We start from the raw sequence: 24801 nt of genomic DNA on the forward strand, positions 1-24801 counted from the left end.
ATTACATCGCCGCCTGCATTTGAATTTCTGCTCCGTCCATACCGGGGGCGTACTCGACCTGGCAGCACAGGCGAGAGTATTCGTTGGCGACATCGTCGACCATGTCGAGCAGGTCCTGCTCAGCTTCGGTGCGTTCACCGGAAGCTTCGAAGTGCTCGGGGTCGATGAAGCCGTGGCAGGTAGCGCAGGATGCGTTACCACCGCAGGTTGCGAGGACCGGCACGCCGTTAGCCTGGAGGGCTTCCAGGAGGGTGTGGTGGTCTTCCCACTGAATGTCGTAGTTTACGCCTGCTTCGTCAGTGACCTTAATCGTTACGCCCATGCGTTCTCCTTCTTCTGTAGTGATGCGTTTCTATTGTAGAGGTAGGGGCTGTTATTCACCGTACTTTGTGGCGCATCCCCAACCCTACCGTCACGCATATCACGGGAACGCATATTAATTTTTATGCTGAATAGCATGTCTGTATTGCCCCCAGTCTACCCCGTATTGCCCTGACAACGCGGGATATAGGCGCATATGAATACTGCCCCCAGATGCAAAGACATGCTGGGGGCAGTATAAAGAACCGGCACGCGGGCGCGCTTCAACGGCTATGCTTCAACTGTGACGAAGAGCTACTCGGATTCCTTCTCCGCAGTCTTCTCGGCGTCCTGCTTTTCTGTGCTGTGGTTATCGGAATTCTGGACGCTTCCTCCGGGACCGCGCACAATACCGCGTACGCTATCGCGCGGGTCGGCGTAGCGCAGGTCGATACCGAAGGTATTGCGGATCTGGCGTGCCGAGTTCAGGTGCCAACGCTGCGAATCTGAGGGGGTCACGGAGGTGACCGCCTTCTGACCCGGAGCCAGCTTCTCGTGGCGAATATCGTAGTGCTTACCGCCCATGGTGATGGTGAAGCCGTGCTCTTGCAACAGCTGCACGAACGCATCCACATCGTGCGGGATCTTGCGGCCGCGCTGCCTCTTTGTGCCGCTCATCCTCGGCTGCGACTCGAAGGGGTTACGGCTGGGCGCGGTGCCGCGGCTAATACGGATTACCTGCTGGTCGGAGTGCGAGAACTCCACCTGGTAGCCGTTGAGCGAGTACACGGTGCGGCTACTGCCGGGAATTGGGCGGCGGTCCTCAGCCTCATCCAGGATGCGGGCAATGTACTCGCCGGTCAGACCGAGCGCCTTCAGCTGTGCCTGAGCATCGGGGGAGAGCTGGTAGCCTCCCGCCAGAGCCTGCAGCGGGCGCAGCGCGAGCACTTCGGCAGTCAGGGGGTTGAGCACCACCTGGTAGCCTTCCTCTTCATGCGTGTAGAGGGTGACTTCGCGGCCGTAACGGTTCTCCTGCGCGCTCTCTTGAACCACGGTGCTTGCGGGCGATTCGATGATGTCCAGCAGTAGCTCGTAGGTGAGACCGTGGCGCATCATATAGTCCATCACGCCCGGGAGCACGCCGTAGATACGGCGGCGCGGCGGCACCTCGCCGTAGAATTCCTTCTCGATGCGCGCGGCAATACGCTGGTTCTCCAGCGGCACCTCGGTCAGCGGGATGAGGCGCTGGTTGGAGGGGCGAATCTTGGCGCGTGCGGCGGCGGGCTTGGGCGCCTGACGGTATGCGTCCACGAGTGCCTGCTGTTGCTCCACGAATTCCTGGGCGATGAGCGGCAACAGGGTGAAGTAGAGCTCTGCGGCTTCGGGCTTGAGCGCGCCGTTCTCATCGAGCAGGGAGGCGCCGTCCTTGGAGAGCAAATCCCACGGCTTATCGTTTGCGGTGCTTTCTTCTGAGCCCTGGTTGTCCCGGTAGCTATAGGTTGCGAGGGAAGCAAGCTCCTGCAGGCGAACGTACACCTCAAGAGGAACGGTAATCTGCTTAGCGGACATTATTTCTCCTCCTCGGTGGTGTCTGCCCGAGCTGCTTTATCTTCTGCCTGCTTTGCCAGGGTGTTGCTGAGCTCTTCCAGCTGCACCTTGCGCAGGGTTTCTGCGTGCAGGTTGTGGAAGTCCGCTGTCTTCGCCAGAGCCATAACGGTCCGCTCATCGGGCGAGATTGCGATTTCCAGGCCCTGCGCCGCGTAGATGCGGGTCCAGCCTTCAGCCATACGCACGCTCTCGGGGCTGTTCAGCGTCTGAAGCATCAGATCGAAAACGAACGGCGGGTTCTTCTTCAAGAAGGTGCGGGCGCGCTCGCTGAATTCGAGTTCCAGGGCGTTGAGCGAGTTGTATTCGCCCTGCGCCAGGGATGCCTGCGCCGCTTCGTTGTATTCGGCGTCGTATTCGTCAATGACCGTAATGACTTCTGCGGAGGCGGTGTTGACGTCCACCCGGTAATCGTCGTGGGTGAAGCGAATCGTCCAGTCGTTGAGTCGTTCTGCCGCGCCTTCACGCAGGATGGTGCGCACGAGCTCTTCGCTGATGTTTTCGCGTTCGAGGCGGGCGCGCAGGCTCGGGCGCAGGCGGTAGCTGCGTTCGCGGTCCTCTTCGCTGACGCCGCGAGGCGCGGTCGGTTCGGCGGCTACCGGCTGAGCCGCGGGCTCGCTGAGGGCCGCCGGAGCAGCGGGGACCGGGGCTGCGGGCTTCGGCGCGCTCGGCTTCGGGGTATTCGTCTCCGGAGCGGCGGGCGCACTCGGTAGGGACTGGCTGAGTACGGGCAACTCTTCAACAGGTGCCTGCTCGCTAGATACTGCCGTATGGGTAGCTTCTGTGGCTTCGGCAGCCTGTTGGCGGGCACGCAGCCCCTCCAGGTACTCTTCGATGCGCGGCGGACGGTAGGTCAGCGTGGACTTGCGGAACATGCCGGGGGAGGGCGCACCGGGAGTCGGCACTGCAGGCTTCGGAACTGCAGGTTTCGGCGCAGCGGGCTCAGATGTAGCGGGCTTCGGCGCCGCGGGGGTAACCGTGGCGGGGGTCGGTACAGGAACCGTCTTTTCTGCAGCTGCTTCCACAGATGCTTCTTCCGGCGCGCTGGGAGCCAGGCTGGGAGCCGGGGCGGGTGCCTGTGCCGCGCGGGCGGCAAAGAGCGCGGGGGAAGGCGCGAGCTTCGGGGCTGCAGGCTTGGGAGTGGCGGCTGCGCTCACCGCGGCGTCCTCAGTAACTACACCCTCGTTGGCCTCTGCAACGGGAGCCTCAGCCGTGGAGTCTGCGGTAGCTTCGGTTGCCTGCAGGTCGTTCTGTTCCTCTTCAAGAGGCTTAGTGTCGCTGGCTTCCTCATCGCCGCGGCGTAGGGCGGCAACGAGTTCCTGGCGGGAAGTATAAGGAATGATTTCCTCGGGCGAATCGATATATCGCGGGAAATTCTCGTAGAGAATCTTCGCCGCGGCCTCAAAGAGCTTCTCCGCGGTGGTGTTGGCGGCGGGTGTGCAGGGGCAGAGGAGCTCCTGGCGCTGCGCGTCATAGAGGGACCAGTGGGCGCATCGTTCGGTGGGCGGGAAGTAGTCGAGTGTTCCAAGGTCGGCTATATCGATGAGTGCACCTATCAGGGACTGCGGAATGGATAGCTGTGCCATAGTGCTCCTTCGCGTTGTCTGCTCTCCAGCCTATGTGTGGAGGGTCCTCTTTCCATCCTATGCGTTTTTTGGCGGGTGTGCCCCGGGGCACGTCATCTGGGAGCATAAATCTGTGGATTCACAGGTTGGGGTGCTTTGGGGCGCGGTTTTTGGCACGGATGGGGCAGCGTCAGCTGGTGAAGCGTCCTTGCTACACCTAGCTAGAGCCTGCGGCGTGTCGTACTGCAACATGTTGTACTGTGCAGTGGCTTGAGCTCTGCCCGGGGCTTGTGTCAGAGCGTTTTCAGCGCGCTTGTTTCCCAAAGATGTCTTCCAGGGGTGTGTCTTCCGGGGTCTATCTTCTGGGCATACAAAAAATCCCCGGTTCCAAAGAACCGGGGATCGGTGGTGCGCCCGAAGGGATTCGAACCCCCAACCTTCTGATCCGTAGTCAGATGCTCTATCCGTTGAGCTACAGGCGCATGTTCCTCGCTTCGGATTTCTTCAACCCGTCGCGGCAACAGGTACTACTATACGGATGTCTCCAAGGGTGCGCAAGCCGAAAAACTCGAAATTGACCCAAAATCCCCTCCGAAAGACTCGATAATGCCCTGTTTTACCGCATGATTCCGGGGTTTTTGGTGGCGTAAAATTTTTTCAAAATATTTTCTCGGCACCCTAAAACCGGTGCTGTAGGCCCCTAAAATCCCCGAAGGGTCCCGCCATACGACCTAAAAATTCTTTACAGAAATCTTCTCGTACTCTAAGAATGTGATGCGCAGAACTTAAGAAATGGTGTCATAGAAAGCTCTGCAGACCATTAATGCGTTATTCTGTAAGCATCACGAGGAAGTGGAGACTGTCCAAGCGTGCATATTCACATTTGTTTGCACGCTTGTAGTGTTTAACTGCTTCTTTGTTACCGCAGACCTAACCGGATCAATGTAGTATCCGGGCCACCGATTGAAGGGGAAAATGTCAATGGCTGACACCTCAACTCGTACTCTCTCTGCCGAACTCGAAAAGGAGCTGCAGAGCGCACCTACCACCCACCAGGGCCTCCTGGATTGGGTTCGCGAGGTTGCGGCACTGACCCAGCCCGCACACATCTACTGGGTCGATGGCTCCCAGGAAGAATATGACCGCCTGGCACAGGAACTGGTTGACGCCGGTACCTTCGTTCGCCTCAGCGATCACGAATTCCCGAACTCTTACGCAGCTTTCTCCGATCCCGACGACGTTGCACGTGTCGAGGAGCGCACCTTCATCTGCTCCGAGACTGAAGAAGGCGCAGGCCCGACCAACAACTGGCGCGACCCCGTCGAAATGAAGCAGACCCTGACCGGTCTGTTCGAGGGCTCCATGCGCGGTCGTACCCTGTACGTCATTCCTTTCGTCATGGGCTCCCTGAAGGCTAAGAACCCCAAGATTGCTGTTGAGCTCAGCGACTCCGCATACGTTGTCTGCTCCATGCGCATCATGGCAACCATTGGTAAGGACGTTCTTGCCAAGCTGAACGAGACCAACGGCTTCTTCGTCAAGGCTCTGCACTCTGTTGGTGCACCCCTGGAGCCCGGTCAGGAAGATGTTCCCTGGCCTTGCAACCCCGAGAAGTACATCGTCCAGTTCCCCGAGACCCGCGAAATCTGGTCCTTCGGCTCCGGCTACGGCGGTAACGCACTGCTCGGTAAGAAGTGCTACGCACTGCGTATCGCATCCGTTATCGGTCGCGATGAGGGCTGGATGGCAGAGCACATGCTCATCCTGAAGGTCACCAACCCCGAGGGCAAGGTTCGCTACATCTCCGCAGCGTTCCCTTCCGCATGTGGCAAGACCAACTTCGCAATGATGGAACCCACCATTGACGGCTGGAAGGCTGAGATGGTCGGCGACGACATCGCATGGATCGAGTTCGACGAGAACCACCAGGCACGCGTGGTCAACCCCGAGGCTGGCCTGTTCGGCGTGGCACCGGGCACCGGTTACTCCACCAACCCGAACGCTATGAAGGCTATCGCCAAGGGCAACACCATCTTCACCAACGTTGCACTGACCGACGACGGCTCCGTCTGGTGGGAGGGTAAGACCGATGAGGCTCCCGAGCACCTGATTGACTGGACCGGTCAGGACTGGACCCCCGAGTCCGGCCGCCCGGCAGCTCACCCGAACTCCCGCTTCTGCACCCCCGCATCCCAGGTCGACATGCTCGCTCCCGAGTACTACGACCCCGAGGGTGTGCCGCTGAGCGCTATCGTTCTGGGCGGTCGCCGCAAGACCACCATCCCCCTGGTTTCCGAGTCCGAGAGCTGGGAGCAGGGCGTCTTCCGCGCAGTTACCCTCTCCTCCGAGACCACCGCGGCTGCTAAGGGCGCTGTCGGTGTGATTCGCCGCGACCCGATGGCAATGCTGCCCTTCATCGGCTACAACGCTGGTGATTACTTCAAGCACTGGCTGGACCTGGGCAAGAAGCACGGCGCTGAGAATATGCCGAAGGTCTACTACGTCAACTGGTTCCGCCGTACCCCCGATGGTGGCTTCGCATGGCCCGGCTTCGGCGAGAACTCTCGCGTTGTGAAGTGGATCTGCGACCGCCTCGACGGCAAGGCTGGCGGCCAGGAGACCTTCCTGGGCACCGTTCCCACCAAGGAAGACCTGGACCTGACCGGTCTGGAAATCTCCGAGGAAGAACTGAAGGCTGCTCTGGCTGTCTCGAAGGAAGAATGGGTTGCTGAGCTGCCCAGCATCGACGAGTGGCTCGAGAAGTTCGGCGACAAGCTGCCTGCTGAGGTTCGCGAACAGCGCGACGCTCTGGCGAAGGCTCTGGAGGGCTAAGACACTCCAGCTAATACCTAAGGTTTAGCGCATTGAAGGAGCGGAATCTCCCGATGAGATTCCGCTCCTTCCTTCTGCTTGGGGAAAATTTGAATCCCCGTCAGCTGGGGGGAATGATAAGTTTTCTCGCAAAGGTGTGAATGTAAGGCTATGCAGTCCACTTGCTCTTGAGAAATACTTTAAATCCCCGCCGGGGTGGTTGGGGCACAGAAGCAGCTGGTTATAATTTCTTGCCTCTCTTATCACCCCTATACAATTCCAATGTAAGATTTTTGAATGCACATGGCTTTCACGAGCTGCGCATATCCGCTGCTACATGTACTGATATGTGGTGGCACGAGAGATTAGAAGGAGTATCCATGCGTTTGACAGCATTCTCGGATGTCTCGCTCCGCGTTCTGATGCTCCTGTCTGCTCTGGAGCCCGGTCAGAAGCTTTCCACCCAGAAGATCGCTGAAGGTGTGGACACCCCCTACAACCACGTGGCGAAGGCTGTAGCTTTCCTCGTGAACATGGGTTACCTGGACTCGACTCGCGGTCGTTCCGGTGGCGTCATGCTTTCGGATGCGGGTCGTTCTGCGACCGTCGGCACTATTCTTCGCGCTACTGAGGGCGATATCCCCATGATTGAGTGCGAGGACGAGAATGGCCACTGCCCCCTCGATAAGTTCTGTCGCCTGCGCAATGTGCTGGCGAAGGCTCGCGAGGCATTCTATGCATCGGTTGATTCGGTGATCATTAGCGAACTGACTGCCGGTGCGCGCCCCGTTGGCCCGGTGTTCGTCGAGCTGGGCTTTGGGCCTCCGGAGAATGCGTTGCCTGCGCGCTAGTCGTAAGTATTCAAGCGATACGTGATGCCTGTGGAGCTTTCCAGCGGGAGGCTCCACAGAGTTTTTAACACGGAGGTTTGGGCGTTTCTGTGCTTGATGCGGGGGCTGCTAGGCGGTTCGCGCGGGGGTGTTTCGTGGGGGTTTTGAGGGCCGCGGGGGAGTGTTTTTGACTCTGCGTGCGCGGTTGTCGGCACCTGCACGAACCCGGAAAATGTGCAGTAAATGCAGGATATTGCAAATTTGCTTTTCAAATGCAGAAAATGTGACCATATTCATTTTTGCACCGCACTGCATACTTTCCATAGTAAATATATTTCCATGCCAGAATTTTTATGCACACTTCGGGGCTAGTCACCCGGCGAACTCAAAAACAGTGCTGAAAATATATAGTGTGACGCTCGGCTCTCTCTTTGAGTCAGGGTGAACCATAAGTAGCATCTGTAGCGCCAAATAACCCTCGGGGCATGACCTGCACACAGCGCAAGCACCCCGCAAAATGCTACGGTAAGGGTGCTTTATAAACACTTCGTCACCAACTGAGCTGTCCGAGTGAACGCCCCAGCATCACACATATCAAGGGCATCATCACAACGACCAGGTGACCACACAGGAAGAAGGCATGACATGCTCTCTGAGAAGTCCCGCCCCATTATTGAGGCAACGCTGCCCATTATCGCTGAGCGCATCAACGACATCACCCCCGACTTCTACCGTCGAATGTTTGCTGCCCGCCCCGACCTGATGGACGGCATGTTCTCCCGCTCCTCTCAGCTCGAAGGCACCCAGCCCCGCGCACTGGCTGGCTCCATCGCAGTATTCGCTTCCTATATTGTCGAGCACCCGGACTCCTACCCGGACGAGGTCCTCTCCCGCGTGGCCCACAAGCACGCATCCCTGGGCCTGAAGGAAGAAGAGTACCCCACCGTCTACAAGTACCTCTTCGAGGCAATCGCCGCTAACCTCGGCGACCTGGCAACCCCCGAAATCGTTGAGGCATGGACCGAGGTCTACTGGCTCATGGGCAACGCCCTCATCAAGCTGGAGAAGGGCCTGTACGCTTCCCAGGCAAACGACGTCATGTTCGCACCCTTCAAGCTCGTTGACCGCAAGGAGACCGGTGAGAACGTCGTAGTTCTGACCTTCGAGCCCGCCGACGAGACCCCCATGACCGAGTCCAAGGGCGGCCAGTACATCTCCATCGTCGTTCCCGCACGTGACGGCCTGCGCCAGGCACGCCAGTACACCCTGCTGCCCAGCGAAAAGAACCAGCGCCGCATCGCTGTGAAGCTCGACCCCAACGGCGAGATGACCTCCATCCTGCACGAGCTGGAAGTCGGCGCAGTCGTCGAAATCTCCAACCCCTACGGTGACCTGACTCTGGAAGGCTTTGGCGACCCTGAGGCGCCCCTGTACCTCTTCTCCGCAGGTATTGGCACCACCCCCATGCTCAGCTTCCTCTCCGAGCTGGTTGAGAAGGGCTCCGAGCGCCCCGTGACCGTGGTCCACGCAGACCGCCGCCTGGACACCTGGCCCCTGCGCGAAGAGCTCACCGAGCTCGTCGGCAAGCTGCCCAACGCACGCCTCGTCTCCTTCATCGAGGGCGAAGGCGGCGACTTCACCGGTCGCGTCGACGTCTCCAAGCTGGATGTTCCCGCCAACGCTAACGTCTACCTCTGTGGCCCGCTGCCCTTCATGCAGGGCGTACGCTCCGCACTGGTGGAGGCAGGCGTTCCCGGCAAGAACATCAACTACGAAATCTTCGGCCCGGACCAGTGGATGCTCCACGACCAGGCACGCGAGGCGTAAAAACCCCGTAAGCCGGCTCGTCCGCTAGGTTTCTTGGAACTTAATAAAAAGATCCCGCCCGCAGAAACAATCTGCGGGCGGGATCTTTATATTTCAACTGCTCAAAGAGCAGAAGAGAGAATGTCTACGAAAGACTAGGCCTGGCGAACCAGAGCCAGAACCTCGTCGCGGACGCGCTCCATAGTCGCAACATCCGGTGCCTCAAGGTTCAGGCGAAGGAAAGGCTCGGTGTTCGAAGGACGCAGGTTAACCCACCAACCCTCTTCGGTGTTGGTGAAGGTGGTGCCGTCGGAGTCCTCAACAACCACGGGAGCGTTAGCGTAGTGTGCACGCACGCGGTCCACAGCGGCAGCCTTGTCTTCAATCTCGGAGTTAATCTCACCGGAAGCAACGTACGGGGAGTACTTCGCGCTGATCTCGGAGAGAGGCTCATCGCTACCACCCAGAGCAGCCAGCACGTGCATTGCAGCGAGCATGCCGGTGTCTGCGTTGAAGAAGTCCTTGAAGTAGTAGTGAGCGGAGTGCTCGCCACCGAAAACGCCGTTCTCCTCAGCCATAACAGCCTTGATGAAGGAGTGGCCCACGCGGGTCTTCACTGCGCGGCCGCCCAGCTTCTCAACCAGCTCAGGAACAGCCTTCGAGGTGATCAGGTTGTAGATGATGACGGGCTCTTCGTTACCCTCTGCCTTCGCACGAGCAATCTCGCGCTCAGCAACCAGAGCGGTCACAGCGGAAGGAGTGACAGGCTCACCCTTCTCGTCGATGACGAAGCAGCGGTCAGCGTCACCGTCAAATGCCAGACCAATGTCAGCACCGTGCTCAACAACAGCCTTCTGCAGGTCAACCAGGTTAGCCGGCTCCAGCGGGTTAGCGGGGTGGTTCGGGAAGGTGCCGTCCAGCTCGAAGTACAGGGGAACGATTTCCAGGGGCAGGCCCGGCAGGATGGTGTCGCCCAGAACAGCGGGAGTGGTCATACCACCCATGCCGTTACCAGCGTCAACAACAACCTTCAGGGGGCGGATGGAAGACAGATCAACCAGCTTGCGCAGGTACTCTGCGTAAGGCTTGAGAATGTCCTTCTCAGAAACGGTGCCAACCTTCTCAACCGAAGGAATCTCGCCCGAATCCAGGTACTTCTGAGCCAGGTCGCGAATATCGAACAGACCGGACTCGGAAGACAGAGGAACAGCGCCAGCCTTAGCCATCTTCATGCCGTTGTACTCTGCGGGGTTGTGGCTAGCGGTGAAGGTAACACCGGCAGCGTTCTCAACGCCACATGCGAAGTACAGAACGTCAGTGGAGATCAGACCGATCTTCTCAACATTTGCACCGCGAGCGGTTGCACCCTGGGCGAATGCATCCATGAATTCGGGGGAGGAGGGGCGCATGTCGCCGCCGACCAGAATGGTCTGGCCCTCCAGGCCCAGAACGTCTACGAAAGCCGCGCCAGTAGCGCGAACAGTCTCTGCGGTAATGGTTTCGCCGACGATGCCACGCACGTCGTACGCTTTGAATGAGTCATGTAGATTAATAGTAGTCACGCCTTTTATTTTAGCGGTAAAGAAGTGCAAGTAGCCTCTATAATGGGCTGGTAAAACCTTATAAATTCCGCTGAATGTATGGGTTTTTTATCACGTCACTTGCTTCAAATAACTCACGTCGAGAGGTATTTTCCCCCATGGGTGAGATTTTTTCCCTAAAAAACCAGATTCAGAATTATGCGTGGGGTTCCCGCGAAATTCTCGGACGCATGCGTGGCGTGCCCGTACCCACCGAGCAGCCCGAGGCTGAGGTGTGGGTTGGTGCGCATCCGGCTGCTCCCTCCCGCGCAACCGTTGACGGCACCGAGTCCCCGCTCAACGAACTGATTCAGGCTGAGCCCTCCCGTTTCCTGCGCCCGGACCGTACCTCCGACTGGTTCCCTTTCCTCTTTAAGATCCTTGCGATTGATGCACCCCTGTCGATTCAGGTGCACCCCACCCCCGAGCAGGCTATTGCTGGCTTCGAGGACGAGCAGGCACGCGGCATCGCGATTGACGCGCCGCACCGCAACTACAAGGACCGCTACTCCAAGCCCGAAACCGTCATTGCGCTGACCCCGATGCGTGTGCTCACCGGTGTGCGCACCTCCGCGCAGCTGGCAGAACTGGCGAGGGCATTCAAAGCTGACTGGCTGGCAGAGCGCGTGGAGCTTACCCCCAAGCAGCTGTTGACCGAGATTATTCGCATGCCCGAAGACGCTGCCGCAACCGCTGTTGAACAGCTCATCGAGGTGGCAGCACAGCTGACCGGCTCCGAAAACGCGCTCATTGCTGACGCCGCTGAGCTCGTACAGATTGTTGCCGGCAAGTACCCCGGCGACCGCGGCCTGCTCGTCGCATTCGTCATGAACCTGGTGCACCTGGCACCCGGCGAATCCGCATTCACCCCCGACGGCCAGGTGCACGCCTACGTCTCCGGTACCGCCATTGAGCTGATGAACCCCTCCGATAACGTGATGCGCGCGGGTCTGACCGCAAAGCACATCGACACCGAAGAGCTCATCAAGGTTCTCGGCGAAAGCCAGGACGCCCCCGTGATTCAGCAACCCACCCCCGATAACGCACCCGTGGGCACCTATGCCATGTGGGATGAGCGCATGAGCGTAACCCGCATCCGCGTTGAAGAGGGCAAGCCGCAGGAATACACCTTTGAGGGTATTAGTGCCGCACTGAGCGTATCCGGTGAAATCACCATTCACGCGGCAGACGGCAACGGCACCGAAGAGTTCGTGCTGGGCGCCACCGAGTCGGTACTGCACGTGGGTGAGCCCTCCGAGGCAACCTTGAGCGGTAATGGCGAGCTGTACATTGCTTCTTATGTTTAGGAAATAATCCTCGATAACTAAAACTTCTAGACAGTTATAATCTAGCCAGATATAAGGAGTGTCGAAAGATACATCAAGACTGGCACATAATAAAGAATCCACGTTCTTCCCTGTATTTATTCAGACCGGGAAGGCGTGGATTTTTTATGCCCCGAATATGGGATGCAGGGGATATTTTTGTGTCTACCCTGCACAGTGTGTTCTGAGTAACCTATAATTGGTCTTATAAATATGCGTATACCTGTGCCTTTATGCACCTCTTCCTCAGGTACGCAGCCCCAAACTGCTAGGAGAACACTGTGAAGATCATCCTCACCGTCACAGGCATCGACCACGAAGGCATCATCGCTGCCGTGACCGCAACCCTCGCCGAGCGTAAGGTCAACGTCCTCGACGTCTCCCAGACCATCATGGGCGAATACTTCACCATGATCATGCACTGCTCCTTCGACGAAGCGCAGCAGAACCTCATCGATCTGCAGGAAGCCATGATCGGTGTCGAACACGAACAGAAGGTGCAGATTCGCATCCAGGCAGAATCCATCTTCAAAGCAATGCACGCCATCTAGGGCTCCACTGATGCGCAACACCAATATTCTAGAAACCATCCGAATGATCGAGGAGCAGAAGCTCGACATTCGCACCGTCACCATGGGCATCTCCCTGCTCGACTGCGCCGACTCCGACGGCGAAGTAGCCCGCCGCAAAATCTACGACAAGATCACCAACCGCGCCGCAAACCTCGTCAGCGTCTGCGAAGGTATCGAAGCTGAGCTCGGCATCCCGATCGTCAACAAGCGCATCGCCGTCACCCCCATCGCGCTGGTGGCAGGCGCCTCCGGCGACGAGGACTATGTAGAGTTCGCTCGTACCCTCGACGCAGCTGCGAAGGCAGTCGGCGTGAACTTCGTCGGCGGCTTCAGCGCCCTCGTCGATAAGGGCATGACCCCCGCCGACGAGAAGCTGATTCGCTCCATCCCGCGAGCGCTCGCAGAAACCGACGTGGTCTGCTCCTCCGTAGACATCGGATCCTCCCGAGCCGGCATTAACATGAGCGCAGTCAAGCTCATGGGCGAGACCATCCGCGCCACCGCAGACCTGACCGCGGATGCACACGGCTTCGGCTGCGCCAAGCTCGTCGTCTTCGCGAACGCCGTCAGCGACAACCCCTTCATGGCGGGCGCATTCCACGGTGTTCAGGAGGCAGACACCACCATCTCCGTGGGTGTCTCCGGCCCCGGCGTGGTACACCGCGCCCTGCAGAAGGTCCGCGGCGAATCCTTCGACACTTGTGCAGAAGAAATCAAGAAGGCAGCCTTCAAGATTACCCGCGTTGGCCAGCTGGTCGGTACCCTCGCCGCTGAACGCCTTGGCGTGCAGTTCAACATTATCGACCTCTCCCTGGCGCCCACCGCAGAGATTGGCGACTCGGTCGCACACATCCTCGAGGAAATGGGTCTGGAAACCGTCGGTACCCACGGTACCGTTGCGGCACTCGCGTTGCTCAACGACGCGGTGAAGAAGGGTGGCCTCATGGCGTGCTCAAATGTCGGCGGCCTCTCCGGGTCCTTCATCCCAATCTCTGAGGACATCGGCATGATTGAATCCGCAGCCGCCGGACACATCACCCTGGACAAGCTCGAAGCAATGACCGCCATCTGCTCCGTCGGTCTGGACATGGTCGCGGTTCCCGGAGACACTCCCGCCGCGACCCTCGCCGCAATGATTGCCGACGAGGCAGCAATCGGCGTGATGAACCACAAGACCACCGCGGTCCGCGTCATCCCGGCGGTCGGCCTGGGCGTAGGCGACATGGTCGAATTTGGTGGCCTGCTCGGTCGAGCACCCGTCATGCCCACCCACACCCCTAGCGCGGAGGCGTTCATCGCCCGTTGCGGTCGTATTCCGTCGCCGGTTCACGGTTTCCGCAACTAAGCTCGATTCCGCAACTAAGCTCTAGGGGCGCTGAGAATGAATAGAAAAGGGGAGGCGCCGAAGATTATCTCTTCGGTGCCTCCCCTTTGTGCTGTACCCCTTTGTGCTGTATAAGCTACCAAGAAGCTACTGATACACGAAACGGCTCATCAACGCCTCAAGCGCCAAACGCGCATTCGCGTTCGTCCGCAGACGACGCAGAGTCAGCTCGACCGCCTGCACATCCTCCAGCAGCTGCTGGGCGGAACGGCGGGTGCAGAACGCCTCCAGAGGCTCACGCAAATGCTCATTGACCAGCGGAGCCTTCGCCGACAGAGCCACCGCCAACGCATCACGCAGAACCGTCTGAACCTGCGCCACGGAACGCAACAGCGTATCGGAGGAAACGCGCTTAGCGCGGCGCTTCTGCTGCTCCTCCAGGCGGCGAACCTGCGCTCGCAAGGACGGAGAAACACGCTCACCCTCGCGAATACCCAGCAGAGCCAGAAGCTCCTGGCGTTCCTGCTCATCCTTGAGAGCGGAGACAGCCTGTGCGTCCTGGTCGGCAAGGTCGGTGAGCTTCTCAGCTGCGTTGAAAGCCGAAGAAATAGAACGAACATTCAGAATCAGGGAGGTAATCAACTCCCGACGAGCCATCGCCCGCTCATCGGTCGCCAAACGGTACCCCTCCTGCGCATCGCCCAGAGCCAGGCGCGCCGCACGCTGCGCCAGAGGATCCATCACACCGTGCGCCAACAAATACTCGTGCACCTGCGCATCGGTAGGAACCGGCAACTGCACCGGGCGGCACCGCGAACGAATCGTCACCAGCACGTCGGTGGGGGAGGGCGCCGTCAACAACCAAATCGTATGCGGCGGCGGCTCCTCAATCGCCTTCAACAACACATTGGAGGTACGCTCCGGCATGCGCTCGGTGTCCTCCACCAGAATCACGCGCCAGCGACCCACGGTCGGGCGGTCCTGAGCCTTCATGACCAGCTCGCGCGCCTCGTCAATGCTGATGTGCGTCGCCTCGGTACTAAAGTGCGTAAAATCTGCGTGCGAACCGTTCATGACGGTCACGCAGCCCTTGCACTGGCCGCATCCGCGGTTCTGCGGGTCGGGCTGCTCGCACAGTAGCGCGGCAGCGAAAATTTTTGCAGCCTCACGGTGAGGCGCACCGGTCGCGCCCGTGAAAAGCCATGCGTGTGTGGGGCGGTCGGCGGCGGCATCCGTGCGTAGCTGCTGGAGCTTATCGGCAGGAATCAGCAGGGTATCCCAGAGGCTCATGAGTCCTCCTTACCGGTGCGGACCAGCTTGCGGGCGGCAAGCAGAGGCTCAATCACCTCGAGCACGCGCGCGTGCACTTGCTCAATTGTGCCCACACCATCAATGATGCGGTGCGAACCGTTAGCGTCCTCGCGGGCGATTTGCTCGAACGCACCGTGAATGCGGGCCTTGAACGCGGCGCCTTCAGCCTCAATACGGTCGATGGTGCCGCGCTGGTCCATGCGTTCCTGCTCGGCGCTCAGCGGCACGCTCAGCAATAGGGTTGCGTCGGGTACCAGGTCGGCGGTGGCCCAGCGGCTCAAATCGACGATGGTTTCAATACCCAGATCACGGCCAACACCCTGGTACGCGGCGGAAGAATCAATATAGCGGTCACTAAGCACGATGGCGCCCTCAGCGAGCGCGGGGCGAATCAGCTGGGAGGCGTGAGCCGCGCGGGATGCCGCAAAGATTAGCGCCTCGGTGCGGTCGTCAATGGTGCCCTGACCTGCTTCCAGGACAAGGGCGCGCAGCTTCTCGCCAATCTCGGTGCCGCCGGGTTCGCGGGTGGTGATGACACGGTACCCGCGGGCGCTGAGTGCTTCATTCAGCAGGGCGAGCTGGGTGGTTTTGCCGGCGCCGTCGCCTCCTTCGACCACGATAAAAAGCCCGCGGCGACCGGTCGGGTCGGCGGGAAGATTCTGTGCATCGGGGGTGTAGCTGAGAGTATCCATCATCCTTAAGGGTACCGGGTCTCTTAGCTGCACCGGTGCGGTTTTGGTGATACCTCCGCGTGGGATTGAGCGCGTATCAAGGTAAAAAACATGTAAATCCTGCGCGCCGTCACCTGCGCGGGCGTGCGTTCTGGGCGCGGGTGTGCCAGGCTTAAAGACATGAGTGCAGATAACCACGACATGAATTACTCCGCAGAGACCTTCGTCGTCTCTGGCGGCCGCCCGGCACACGAGCATGACGCGCCGGTGAACCCTCCGATCGTTCTTTCTTCCACCTACCGCGGTGTGGACGCCGTCAATATTGAGCAGGACCGCGTGTACGCCCGCTTCTCGAACCCCACCTGGGAGGGCATGGAAGAGGTTGTGGCGAAGCTGGAGAACGCTTCCCAGCCGGGTCTGCTGTTCCCCTCCGGTATGGCTGCTGTCGCTGCTGTCATCGACCTGGTGCCGGTTGGCTCCATTGTTCTGATTCCGAAGCACGCATACATGGCGTCGGTGACCCTGTGCAAGGATTTGGAGCGCCGCGGCATCATTGAGCTCGTTCGCGTGGACATTGAAGACACCGAGAGCGTTATCGCCGCTATGGAGGATGCCGCATCCCGCACCGGCGTGACTCCCGAGAACGTGAACTACTCGGCACCGAAGGTCCTGGCGTGGCTGGAAAGCCCCACGAACCCGATGCTTGAGGTCGCTGACCTGCCTGCCCTGCTTTCTGCTGCTCGCCGCCTGGGCATTGTGACCGCGGTGGATAACACCTTCGCGACCCCTATTCTGCAGCGTCCCCTGGATTTGGGTGCTGACGTTGTGGTTCACTCCGCAACGAAGTTCCTGGCGGGTCACTCTGATGTTCTGCTGGGCATGACCCTCACCTCGAATGAGGAACTGTACAAGGCTATGCTGCACCACCGCATCACCAATGGCGCAATCCCCGGCCCCGTGGAGGCGTGGCTTGGTCTGCGCGGCCTGCGCACCCTGGCACTGCGCGTGGAACGTGCTGTGCAGAACGCACAGGTGCTGGCGGAGCGTCTGAGCGAGCACCCCTTCGTGACAGAGGTGCGTTACCCGGGTCTGGAGAGCGACCGCGGCCATGAGGTTGCGAAGAAGCAGATGGACGGTTTCGGTGCGATTTTGTGCGTCACCCTGGATACCGATGCGGCTGGTGCCCGTAACGTCGTGGAGGCGTTGAAGCTGTGGACCCCGGCAACCTCTCTGGGCGGCGTGGAGTCTCTCGTGGAGCGTCGCCGTCGCCACGGTAACGAGCCGGATTCGATTCCCGAATCCCTGCTTCGCCTGTCGGTAGGTATTGAGAACGTCGATGACCTTTACAATGACTTGGTTGAGGCCTTTAAGGCTGTCCGCTAGGCACTTTGCTAGGGTTGTCTAGAGAAGCTGCTGATTCTAAGGAATACTATGTCTCCTATTCTGTTGGTCATCTATGTGACCACTCTTATCGATGTGCTACTGGCTGTTGCCGGCGCTGTGGTTGGTGTGCTGGCTTTTGTTCGTGCGTGGTCGTCTCCGGCTAACGCTTACGATTTTGCTGGTAAGCGCCCGAAGAACACGTGGCTGGCTTTGACCGGTGGTTCCGCTGCGGTGTCGCTGTTTAGCGTTTTTGCTGCGGTGACTGGCGGCGGTAATAGCGTGCTGATTCTTCAGCTGATTGCTGCTGTGATTAGCTGCGTGTTCCTGGCTGGTGTGTGGCCTTCGGTGGGTCGCCGCCGTTTCTAGCGTTAGCTTTTGCGCTCGCTTTGTGCGATAGATGGTGAAGCCTCGTGCGCTGTCTGATGGGTTTGTCCCGGTCGGATGGTGTGCGGGGCTTTGCCCTTTTCTGGCGGGGTTTTTGAGCCTTTCGTTCTGGTAGAAAAGACCCTTATAAATTTTTGGGAGAATGCATATTTTCTAGGCTCTAAGGCATGACAAACCGGCGGGTAAATGAAAAAATAGAGGTATGACTTACAAACTAGTACTCCTGCGCCACGGCCAGTCCGAGTGGAACGAGAAGAACCTGTTCACCGGCTGGGTGGACGTTAACCTGACCGATAAGGGCCGCGCTGAGGCTAAGCGCGGCGGCGAGCTGCTGGCAGAGCGCAACATCCTCCCCGATGTTGTTCACACCTCCCTGCAGCGTCGCGCAATCAACACCGCAAACCTTGCACTGGATGCAGCAGACCGTCTGTGGATTCCCGTCAAGCGCACCTGGCGCCTGAACGAGCGTCACTACGGTGCTCTGCAGGGTAAGAACAAGTCCGAGATTCGCGAGGAATACGGCGACGAGAAGTTCATGACTTGGCGTCGTTCCTACGACGTTCCGCCGCCCCCGCTGGATGACAACGACCCCTACTCGCAGGCAAACGACCCCCGCTACGCGGATGTTGAGAACGCTCCTCGCACCGAGTGCCTGAAGGACGTTCTGGGCCGTATGCTTCCCTACTGGGAGTCGGACATCAAGCCCGACCTCGCAGCAGGCAAGACCGTTCTGGTTGCTGCACACGGTAACTCCCTGCGTTCGCTGGTCAAGCACCTCGAGGGTATTTCCGATGAGGACATTGCTGGCCTGAACATCCCCACCGGTATTCCGCTGTACTACGAGCTGGATGAGAACTTCCAGCCCGTCAAGCCCGGCGAGTACCTGGACCCCGAGGCTGCTAAGGACGCTATTGCTGCCGTAGCAAACCAGGGTAAGTAATACCTCCGGCAGGGTTTCACCCCTGTCATTGTGATGAGCCGTCCACCGTTGAGGTGGGCGGCTCATTGCGTTCTCTGTAAGGTTTCTGTACGGGGAGCGTGCCTGAGAAGAAGAGCGTTCGCCTGAGTGCTGGGTATCGGCCACATTTATACTTATGGGGTACCCGAACAGAAGGGAAGTACATGGATGCCGGTCTGATCGCCTTTATTGCGGGCATGATAGGTCTGCTGGTGGGCGTCCTGAGCATGAACGCGGTGGCGCGTAGTGAGCGGGAGCAGGAGCGTAGTTTGGTGTCGGCGCCGGCGTTGCGTGATGGTGCCGCTCAGGTGCTTGCTGTGATTGGTCGCGCCTACCTGGTGATTGATGAGGTGGGCGGCGTGGTTCAGGCTTCTCCGGGTGCATATGCGATGGGTTTGGTGCGTGGTCATACGGTGGCGTCTGATGAGTTGGCGGATATGATTCGCATGGTGCGTCATCGCGGTATTTTTGCGGAGCGTACTTTTGAGATTGACCGCGGTGAGGGTGAGGCGCTGGTCTTGGATGTGCGTGTTGCTTCGCTGGGGGACGAGTACATTTTGGTGCTTGCGGATGACCGCACTGAAATTTCTCGTGTGCAGCGTATGCGTAATGATTTTGTGGCGAATGTGTCGCATGAGTTGAAGACTCCGGTGGGTGCAGTGAGTCTGTTGGCTGAGGCTATTGAGCAGGCGAGTGATGACCCGGAGGCGATTGAGTATTTTGTGGGGCGTCTGCATAAGGAGACGCGCCGCCTCTCTGCGCTGGTGCGTGACATTATTGAGCTTTCGCGTCTGCAGTCGACCGACGTGATTGCGCGTGGTGGTCCGGTATCGGTGCCTTCTTTGGTTACTGATGCGGTGGACCGTTCGCATATTGTGGCGGAGGAGAAGGACATTCAGATTTCTACCCGCATCGAGGAGGTCCCCGAGGTGTACGGTGACGCCGAGCTGCTCGGTATTGCTGTGCAGAACCTGGTGGAGAACGCGGTGCGTTATTCGCCGGAGCATACGAAGGTGGATATTTGGGTGCACCGTGTGGCGGATCAGCTGCTGGTTGAGGTTGCTGATCAGGGCGTGGGTATCCCGGAGGACGAGCAGAAACGTATTTTTGAGCGTTTTTACCGGGTTGATCCGGCTCGTTCGCGTCAGACGGGCGGTACCGGTTTGGGCTTGAGCATTGTGAAGCACGTGATGACTCAGCACGGTGGCAGCGTGACGGTTCGGTCGATGCCGCAGGAGGGCTCGACGTTTACGTTGGCGTTGCCGCTGAATGAGGCTCCGGCCGCAGTGTAGTGTTAGCGGTATAGGTTTTATGGAATCGAAGGAAGTTATTGATGTCTAAAATTCTGATTGTTGAGGACGAAGAGGCCCTCTCGGATCCCCTTGCGTTTTTGCTGGGTCGTGAGGGTTTCCAGACGATTATTGTGGACAACGGTCTGGATGCTCTGCCGGTGTTTGACCGCGAGGGCGCGGATTTGGTGCTGCTGGATGTGATGCTTCCGGGCATGTCCGGTATGGAGGTGTGCCGTAAGCTGCGTGAGGTGTCTTCGGTCCCGATTATCATGCTGACCGCTAAGGATTCTGAGCTGGATAAGGTTCTGGGTCTGGAGCTGGGTGCTGATGACTATGTGACGAAGCCGTATTCTGCGCGTGAGCTGATTGCTCGTATCCGCGCGGTGTTGCGTCGTCGTTCGGCGGAGACTGATTCTGCTACTGAGTCGGTGCTGCAGGGCGGCCCGGTGCGTATGGACATTGACCGCCATGTGGTGACGGTTAATGGTGAAGAGATTTCTATGCCGCTGAAGGAGTTTGAGCTCCTGGAGATTCTGCTGCGCAATGTGGGTCGTGTGATGACTCGTGGCCAGCTGATTGAGCGTGTGTGGGGTGCGGACTATGTGGGTGATACGAAGACCCTGGATGTGCATATTAAGCGTCTGCGTTCGAAGATTGAGCCGGATTCTTCTGCTCCGCAGTATGTGGTGACGGTTCGCGGCTTGGGTTATAAGTTTGAGGCGTAGGCGGGCTTGAGACTGATGAGTTCTGCTTCTGCGGCGAATACTGCTGTGATTGTTTTGGCGGCTGGTTCGGGTACTCGCCTGGGTGAGCCGATCCCGAAGGCTGCTGTGCGTGTGCATGGTCGTACCCTGCTGGATTATGCGTTGGAGGGTGCGCTCGCTTCGGGTGTTGCTGAGCATGTGGTGGTGACTGTTCCTGCTGATTGTTCGGTGAGTTGCCCGGAGCTTTTGGAGGATGCCCGCCGTGCCGGTGCATTGATTACTGCTGGCGGTGATACGCGTACTGCTTCGGTGGTTGCGGCGTTGGATGCTTTGAAGGATGCGCAGGTTCCGGTGGATTATGTGCTGATTCATGATTGCGCTCGTGCTTTTACTCCGCCGCAGGTGTATCACCGCGTGCTTGAGGGTTTGGGTTCTGAGAGCCCGCAGGGTGTTGTGCGTGCGGTGATTCCTGTGTTGCCGGTGGTGGATACGGTGAAGACTGTGGATTCTGCTGGTTTGGTGACGGGTACTCCTTCGCGTGCGCAGATGCGTGCGGTGCAGACTCCTCAGGGTTTTGAGGTGGCTGCCCTGTTGGCGGCACATGAGCGTAGCCGTTCCCTGCCTGCTGAGGAGGCTGAGCTGTTGACTGATGATGCGATGGCGATGGAGGCGGCGGGTGAGCCGGTGTTGACGGTTGCCGGTGATGCGGATGCGTTTAAGGTGACGACTCCGATGGATTTGCGGGTTGCTCGCGCGCTGTTTGGTGATTCTGCTGCCTAAGCTTGCCGCCTAACGCCTCTTTTGCGGAGGCACTGCTGCTGAGAAGATGTTTGATCGATTGAAGGGTCCTGTGATGACTGTTATTCCTCGTGTTGGTACCGGTGTTGATGTCCACGCTTTTGGCGAAGAGGGCACTCCTCTGTATATTGCTGGTCTGCATTGGCCGGGTGAGCGTGGTTTGAGTGGCCATTCTGATGGTGATGTGGTGGCTCATGCTGCTGCGGACGCTCTTTTTGCCGCCTCCGGCACGGGGGATTTGGGCTCTAATTTCGGTGTGGACCGCCCGGATATGAAGGGCGCTTCTGGTGTTCGTATTCTTTCTGAGGCTGCGGCGATTGTGCGTGCTGCTGGTTTTGAGATTGGTAATGTGAGCGTTCAGCTGGTGGGTAACCGCCCGAAGTTCTCTCCGCGCCGTGATGAGGCGAACCGTGTGCTGAGCGAGGCGGCGGGTGCCCCGGTGACGGTGATTGCGACGACTACTGATGGTTTGGGTTTGACGGGCCGCGGTGAGGGTGTGGCTGCTATTGCGACGGCGCTGGTGTATCCGCGTTCGTAGGTGTTTGGTTGCTTCGAGCCATTCTGTAACCTATCGCTGATTTACCGCCCCGGCGTTTGAACCGACCCCGTAGAATGAGAGTGTGACTATGCGTTTTTATGATTCAGCTTCCGCGACTATCCGCGAGTTTGAGCCCGTCGTGCCCGGTGAGGCGCGTATCTATTATTGTGGTGCTACGGTGCAGGGTGAACCGCATCTGGGCCACATCCGTTCGGCGTTGGTTTTTGACCAGTTGAGCCGTTGGATGCGTTACCGCGGTTTGAAGGTGACGACGGTCCGCAATGTTACTGATATTGACGACAAGATTTTGGCGAAGTCTGCTGAATCTATGGAGCCCGGTTTTGAGGGTGAATTCCCGAATGAGCAGTGGTGGGCGCTCGCGTACCGTTTTGAGAAGGTTTTTGCTCAGGCGTATGCGGCGCTGGGTATTGATCCGCCGACCTATGAGCCGCGTGCGACCGGTCATATTCCGGAGATGTTTGCTCTGATTCAGCGTCTGATTGATCGTGGCCACGCGTATCCTGCGCTGGATGATTCTGGTGATGTGTATTTTGATGTGCGTTCGTGGGATAAGTATGGTGCGCTGACGAATCAGAGCGTTGAGGATATGCAGGATTCTGCGGATGCTGATCCGCGCGGTAAGCGTGACCCTCGCGATTTTGCCCTGTGGAAGGGTTATAAGGAGGGTGAGCCGCTGACTGCTTCGTGGGAGTCTCCGTGGGGTCGCGGCCGTCCGGGCTGGCATCTGGAGTGCTCGGCGATGGCTGGTAAGTATTTGGGTTCGCGTTTCGATATTCACGGTGGCGGTTTGGATTTGCGTTTCCCGCACCATGAGAATGAGCTGGCGCAGTCGACTGCTGCTGGTGATGATTTCGCGAACTTCTGGATGCATAACGGCATGGTCACCTATGAGGGTGAGAAGATGTCGAAGTCTATCGGTAATACGATTTCGCCGGCGCAGATGCTGCAGATGGCTCGTCCGCTGGTGGTTCGCTATTACCTGGGTAGTGCGCATTACCGTTCGATTCTTGATTACCGTCCGTCGTCTCTGCAGGAGGCGGCAACCGCTATTGAGCGTGTTGAGGCGTTCCTTGCTGCAACTCAGGATGTGCTGAAACCGGGTCGTGAGGTTCCGGAGGCTTTTGCTGAGGCTATGGATGATGACGTGAATATTCCGCGTGCTTTGGCGGTTCTGCATGAGCAGACTCGTGCGGGTAATGCTGCGCTTGCTGCCGGTGAGGACGCTTCGGAGGCGGCTAATGCTGTGATGGCTATGGCTGAGGTGCTGGGTCTGGCGCAGCTGATGAGCTTTAATGCTGAGGGCACTTCGGGTGCTGAGCATGAGGCTTTGGATGCGCTGATTCAGGCTGTGTTGGCGGAGCGTGCTGATGCTCGTGCTCAGAAGGATTGGGCGAAGGCTGATGCGATGCGTGATCTGTTGGCGTCTGCTGGTGTGCAGGTGAAGGATGGCGCGAATGGTTCGAGCTGGAGCGTTGGCTAGAGGGTGATGTGCCCCGCGTTTGTGCGTAAGGCTTAGGTCGAGCGGGTTTCTCTCGCGTAGACTCGTATTCAAAACTTTGACGAAGGAAGAGAAGAATGGCTAAGGCAGGTTCGCGCCCGGGCGCTACCAGCAAGAAGAAGGGTGCTACTAAGGGCACTGGTGGTCACGGTCGTAAGGCGCTTGAGGGTAAGGGCCCTACTCCGAAGGCTGAGGACCGCGTTTATCACAAGGCGTATAAGATGAAGCGCGCGGCGGAGCGTCGTGCTGCTACCGGTACGAACCGTAAGTTCCAGACTCGTCTGGGCGGTAAGCGTGCTAGCGATGAGCTGGTGACTGGTCGTAATGCGGTGCTTGAGGCTCTGCGTACTGAGATTCCCTCGAAGCACTTGTACATCATGAGCCGTGTTGAGGTTGATGACCGCGTTCGCGAGATCATGACTATTGCGAATAAGCGCAATATTCCGATGCTGGAGATTCCGCGTAGCGAGCTGGATCGTTTGACTGATGGTTCTGTGCATCAGGGTGTTGCGATGCAGATTCCTCCGTACAAGTACCCGGACGCTACTGACCTGGTGCTGGATACTATGGAGCGTTGGCACTCGGGTAAGCTGTCGACTCCGCCGCTGTTTGTTGCTTTGGACGGTATTACTGATCCGCGTAACTTGGGTGCGATTATTCGTAGCGTGTCCGCGTTTAGCGGTGATGGCGTGATTATTCCTGAGCGTCGTTCGGCTGCTGTGACTGCTGGTGCGTGGAAGACTAGTGCTGGTGCGGCTGCTCGTATTCCTGTTGCGATGGCGACTAATCTGACTCGCGTGATTCAGCAGGCTAAGGAGCAGGGTATTTTCGTGATTGGTCTGGATGGCGGCGGCGATATTGAGTTGCCGGCTCTGGAGCTTGCGAATGAGCCGCTGTGCGTGGTGGTTGGTTCTGAGGGTAAGGGTCTGTCCCGCCTGGTGACTGAGAACTGCGATCAGATTGTGTCGATTCCGATTGATTCTGCGATGGAGTCTTTGAACGCGGCGATGGCTGTGGGTATTACTCTGTACGATGTTTCTCGTCGTCGCGCTTCCGCGAACTAAAGTTTTGAAGCTAGCGAGCTACAGCCTGTAGCTCTGTAGTTTGAATAAGGAGGGCGCCCCCGTGAGGGGTGCCCTCCTTTTCTGTGCTCTTCTGCGCTCTCCCCATATGTAGGTGCTCATATATAGGGAGGTGCAGAACGGGGGAGTGCAGCGGTACAGAAATACGGCGGTATGAAATACAGAGATGGGGGAGGGGCGGAGCCCCTCTTCCCATCTTTTCTTCCCGTCTTCTCTTCCTATCTTCTTGATGCTGAGGGGCTCTTCTGCCCTTCTATATGGGCTCTATAGGGAGCTTCTGCAGGTTTTCGAGGTCTTTTGAAGGTTTTTAAACTTTTTTTGAAGAACTTTCGGGAGGCTTATCCTGCGTTGACTAGGGGTTTTGCTGTTATGTTTAGGTCAGGATGAACCTAAACCCCCGTATTTGTGCTCTACTTCACCCATTTTCGGGTTGCAGGGGCGTT

Annotated in this window: 21 protein-coding genes and 1 tRNA gene; 15 read left to right on the forward strand and 7 right to left on the reverse strand. The window is 58.5% G+C overall.

What is annotated here, in order from left to right; translation table 11 throughout:
- Nucleotide 1: 1 nt before the first annotated feature.
- From HMPREF2919_RS00380 to HMPREF2919_RS00395, 4 genes are all read right to left on the reverse strand, one after another.
- Nucleotides 2-322: a 2Fe-2S iron-sulfur cluster-binding protein gene (locus HMPREF2919_RS00380; protein ID WP_005507166.1), complete on the reverse strand. Its 321-nt coding sequence runs from the start codon at nt 320-322 to the stop codon at nt 2-4.
- A gap of 293 nt (nt 323-615) precedes the next feature.
- Nucleotides 616-1869 carry a hypothetical protein gene (locus tag HMPREF2919_RS00385; protein ID WP_049353401.1) on the reverse strand — a complete coding sequence of 418 codons (1254 nt, stop codon included), beginning with the start codon at nt 1867-1869 and terminating at the stop codon, nt 616-618.
- Nucleotides 1869-3491 (reverse strand): DNA repair protein, encoded by a 1623-nt coding sequence (locus tag HMPREF2919_RS00390; RefSeq protein ID WP_070665641.1) that lies wholly within the window; start codon nt 3489-3491, stop codon nt 1869-1871. The genes HMPREF2919_RS00385 and HMPREF2919_RS00390 overlap by 1 nt, the downstream gene beginning before the upstream one ends.
- A gap of 385 nt (nt 3492-3876) precedes the next feature.
- Nucleotides 3877-3952, reverse strand: a tRNA-Arg gene (locus HMPREF2919_RS00395).
- 499 nt (nt 3953-4451) lie between these two features.
- Between HMPREF2919_RS00395 and HMPREF2919_RS00400 the strand changes: the two genes are divergently transcribed.
- From HMPREF2919_RS00400 to HMPREF2919_RS00410, 3 genes are all read left to right on the forward strand, one after another.
- Nucleotides 4452-6302, forward strand: coding sequence for a phosphoenolpyruvate carboxykinase (GTP) (locus HMPREF2919_RS00400; RefSeq protein WP_044150793.1), 1851 nt, complete (start codon nt 4452-4454; stop codon nt 6300-6302).
- 359 nt (nt 6303-6661) lie between these two features.
- A complete protein-coding gene (locus tag HMPREF2919_RS00405) occupies nt 6662-7132 on the forward strand; it encodes an RrF2 family transcriptional regulator (RefSeq protein ID WP_044150790.1) in 471 nt (156 codons plus the stop codon).
- A gap of 624 nt (nt 7133-7756) precedes the next feature.
- Entirely contained in the window at nt 7757-8938 is a 1182-nt protein-coding gene (locus HMPREF2919_RS00410; protein WP_049346694.1) for an FAD-binding oxidoreductase, read from the forward strand.
- A gap of 134 nt (nt 8939-9072) precedes the next feature.
- On the opposite strand, the gene HMPREF2919_RS00415 is transcribed toward HMPREF2919_RS00410, so the two are convergent.
- Complete coding sequence (locus HMPREF2919_RS00415) at nt 9073-10479, reverse strand: phosphomannomutase/phosphoglucomutase (RefSeq protein ID WP_049346696.1); 1407 nt, start codon at nt 10477-10479, stop codon at nt 9073-9075.
- Between the two features lie 137 nt (nt 10480-10616).
- On the opposite strand from HMPREF2919_RS00415, the gene manA reads away from it, so the two are divergent.
- The 3 genes from manA to HMPREF2919_RS00430 all read left to right on the forward strand — a co-directional run bounded on the left by manA (nt 10617) and on the right by HMPREF2919_RS00430 (nt 13739).
- A complete protein-coding gene (manA, locus tag HMPREF2919_RS00420; RefSeq protein ID WP_070605027.1) occupies nt 10617-11804 on the forward strand; it encodes a mannose-6-phosphate isomerase, class I in 1188 nt (395 codons plus the stop codon).
- A 299-nt stretch (nt 11805-12103) separates the two neighbouring features.
- The gene (locus tag HMPREF2919_RS00425; RefSeq protein ID WP_049340339.1) at nt 12104-12373 is read left to right on the forward strand and encodes an ACT domain-containing protein; all 270 of its coding nucleotides are present in this window, start codon (nt 12104-12106) and stop codon (nt 12371-12373) included.
- Nucleotides 12374-12383: 10 nt separating this feature from the next.
- On the forward strand, nt 12384-13739 hold the full coding sequence (locus tag HMPREF2919_RS00430; RefSeq protein ID WP_070634708.1) for a PFL family protein: 1356 nt from the start codon (nt 12384-12386) through the stop codon (nt 13737-13739).
- Nucleotides 13740-13865: 126 nt separating this feature from the next.
- On the opposite strand, the gene HMPREF2919_RS00435 is transcribed toward HMPREF2919_RS00430, so the two are convergent.
- On the reverse strand, nt 13866-15008 hold the full coding sequence (locus tag HMPREF2919_RS00435; protein WP_070665644.1) for a DNA polymerase III subunit delta': 1143 nt from the start codon (nt 15006-15008) through the stop codon (nt 13866-13868).
- Nucleotides 15005-15721, reverse strand: a complete 717-nt coding sequence (tmk, locus tag HMPREF2919_RS00440; protein ID WP_083311114.1) for a dTMP kinase — start codon at nt 15719-15721, stop codon at nt 15005-15007. Before tmk ends, HMPREF2919_RS00435 begins: the two co-directional genes overlap by 4 nt.
- 159 nt (nt 15722-15880) lie before the next feature.
- On the opposite strand from tmk, the gene HMPREF2919_RS00445 reads away from it, so the two are divergent.
- The 9 genes from HMPREF2919_RS00445 to rlmB all read left to right on the forward strand — a co-directional run bounded on the left by HMPREF2919_RS00445 (nt 15881) and on the right by rlmB (nt 24340).
- A complete protein-coding gene (locus tag HMPREF2919_RS00445) occupies nt 15881-17083 on the forward strand; it encodes a trans-sulfuration enzyme family protein (RefSeq protein ID WP_070665648.1) in 1203 nt (400 codons plus the stop codon).
- 48 nt (nt 17084-17131) lie between these two features.
- The gene (locus tag HMPREF2919_RS00450) at nt 17132-17449 is read left to right on the forward strand and encodes a DUF2516 family protein (RefSeq protein ID WP_049340347.1); all 318 of its coding nucleotides are present in this window, start codon (nt 17132-17134) and stop codon (nt 17447-17449) included.
- A gap of 220 nt (nt 17450-17669) precedes the next feature.
- The gene (locus HMPREF2919_RS00455; RefSeq protein ID WP_049357741.1) at nt 17670-18407 is read left to right on the forward strand and encodes a phosphoglyceromutase; all 738 of its coding nucleotides are present in this window, start codon (nt 17670-17672) and stop codon (nt 18405-18407) included.
- A 182-nt stretch (nt 18408-18589) separates the two neighbouring features.
- Nucleotides 18590-19717, forward strand: coding sequence for a sensor histidine kinase (locus HMPREF2919_RS00460; RefSeq protein WP_070665651.1), 1128 nt, complete (start codon nt 18590-18592; stop codon nt 19715-19717).
- Between the two features lie 41 nt (nt 19718-19758).
- Complete coding sequence (locus HMPREF2919_RS00465; protein ID WP_070665655.1) at nt 19759-20442, forward strand: response regulator transcription factor; 684 nt, start codon at nt 19759-19761, stop codon at nt 20440-20442.
- Nucleotides 20443-20457: 15 nt separating this feature from the next.
- Nucleotides 20458-21201, forward strand: coding sequence for a 2-C-methyl-D-erythritol 4-phosphate cytidylyltransferase (gene ispD / locus HMPREF2919_RS00470; RefSeq protein WP_070665658.1), 744 nt, complete (start codon nt 20458-20460; stop codon nt 21199-21201).
- A gap of 73 nt (nt 21202-21274) precedes the next feature.
- Nucleotides 21275-21757 carry a 2-C-methyl-D-erythritol 2,4-cyclodiphosphate synthase gene (gene ispF, locus HMPREF2919_RS00475; protein WP_005509302.1) on the forward strand — a complete coding sequence of 161 codons (483 nt, stop codon included), beginning with the start codon at nt 21275-21277 and terminating at the stop codon, nt 21755-21757.
- 82 nt (nt 21758-21839) lie between these two features.
- Nucleotides 21840-23258: a cysteine--tRNA ligase gene (gene cysS, locus HMPREF2919_RS00480; RefSeq protein WP_049358237.1), complete on the forward strand. Its 1419-nt coding sequence runs from the start codon at nt 21840-21842 to the stop codon at nt 23256-23258.
- A 95-nt stretch (nt 23259-23353) separates the two neighbouring features.
- A complete protein-coding gene (gene rlmB / locus HMPREF2919_RS00485) occupies nt 23354-24340 on the forward strand; it encodes a 23S rRNA (guanosine(2251)-2'-O)-methyltransferase RlmB (protein ID WP_005507146.1) in 987 nt (328 codons plus the stop codon).
- Nucleotides 24341-24801 lie beyond the last annotated feature (461 nt).

It is taken from the genome of Rothia sp. HMSC068E02 (assembly GCF_001813565.1).
Taxonomy (GTDB): Bacteria; Actinomycetota; Actinomycetes; order Actinomycetales; family Micrococcaceae; genus Rothia.

What these genes read in the sequence shown, in the direction of transcription:
- HMPREF2919_RS00435 (WP_070665644.1), bottom strand. Translation starts at nt 15,008, where the DNA reads ATGAGCCTCTGGGATACCCTGCTGATTCCTGCCGATAAGCTCCAGCAG.
- HMPREF2919_RS00385 (WP_049353401.1), bottom strand. Translation starts at nt 1,869, where the DNA reads ATGTCCGCTAAGCAGATTACCGTTCCTCTTGAGGTGTACGTTCGCCTG.
- ispD (WP_070665658.1), top strand. Translation starts at nt 20,458, where the DNA reads ATGAGTTCTGCTTCTGCGGCGAATACTGCTGTGATTGTTTTGGCGGCT.
- tmk (WP_083311114.1), bottom strand. Translation starts at nt 15,721, where the DNA reads ATGGATACTCTCAGCTACACCCCCGATGCACAGAATCTTCCCGCCGAC.
- HMPREF2919_RS00410 (WP_049346694.1), top strand. Translation starts at nt 7,757, where the DNA reads ATGCTCTCTGAGAAGTCCCGCCCCATTATTGAGGCAACGCTGCCCATT.
- HMPREF2919_RS00455 (WP_049357741.1), top strand. Translation starts at nt 17,670, where the DNA reads ATGACTTACAAACTAGTACTCCTGCGCCACGGCCAGTCCGAGTGGAAC.
- HMPREF2919_RS00450 (WP_049340347.1), top strand. Translation starts at nt 17,132, where the DNA reads ATGTCTCCTATTCTGTTGGTCATCTATGTGACCACTCTTATCGATGTG.
- HMPREF2919_RS00460 (WP_070665651.1), top strand. Translation starts at nt 18,590, where the DNA reads ATGGATGCCGGTCTGATCGCCTTTATTGCGGGCATGATAGGTCTGCTG.
- HMPREF2919_RS00445 (WP_070665648.1), top strand. Translation starts at nt 15,881, where the DNA reads ATGAGTGCAGATAACCACGACATGAATTACTCCGCAGAGACCTTCGTC.
- manA (WP_070605027.1), top strand. Translation starts at nt 10,617, where the DNA reads ATGGGTGAGATTTTTTCCCTAAAAAACCAGATTCAGAATTATGCGTGG.
- HMPREF2919_RS00405 (WP_044150790.1), top strand. Translation starts at nt 6,662, where the DNA reads ATGCGTTTGACAGCATTCTCGGATGTCTCGCTCCGCGTTCTGATGCTC.
- HMPREF2919_RS00465 (WP_070665655.1), top strand. Translation starts at nt 19,759, where the DNA reads ATGTCTAAAATTCTGATTGTTGAGGACGAAGAGGCCCTCTCGGATCCC.
- HMPREF2919_RS00380 (WP_005507166.1), bottom strand. Translation starts at nt 322, where the DNA reads ATGGGCGTAACGATTAAGGTCACTGACGAAGCAGGCGTAAACTACGAC.
- HMPREF2919_RS00430 (WP_070634708.1), top strand. Translation starts at nt 12,384, where the DNA reads ATGCGCAACACCAATATTCTAGAAACCATCCGAATGATCGAGGAGCAG.
- HMPREF2919_RS00400 (WP_044150793.1), top strand. Translation starts at nt 4,452, where the DNA reads ATGGCTGACACCTCAACTCGTACTCTCTCTGCCGAACTCGAAAAGGAG.
- HMPREF2919_RS00390 (WP_070665641.1), bottom strand. Translation starts at nt 3,491, where the DNA reads ATGGCACAGCTATCCATTCCGCAGTCCCTGATAGGTGCACTCATCGAT.
- ispF (WP_005509302.1), top strand. Translation starts at nt 21,275, where the DNA reads ATGACTGTTATTCCTCGTGTTGGTACCGGTGTTGATGTCCACGCTTTT.
- rlmB (WP_005507146.1), top strand. Translation starts at nt 23,354, where the DNA reads ATGGCTAAGGCAGGTTCGCGCCCGGGCGCTACCAGCAAGAAGAAGGGT.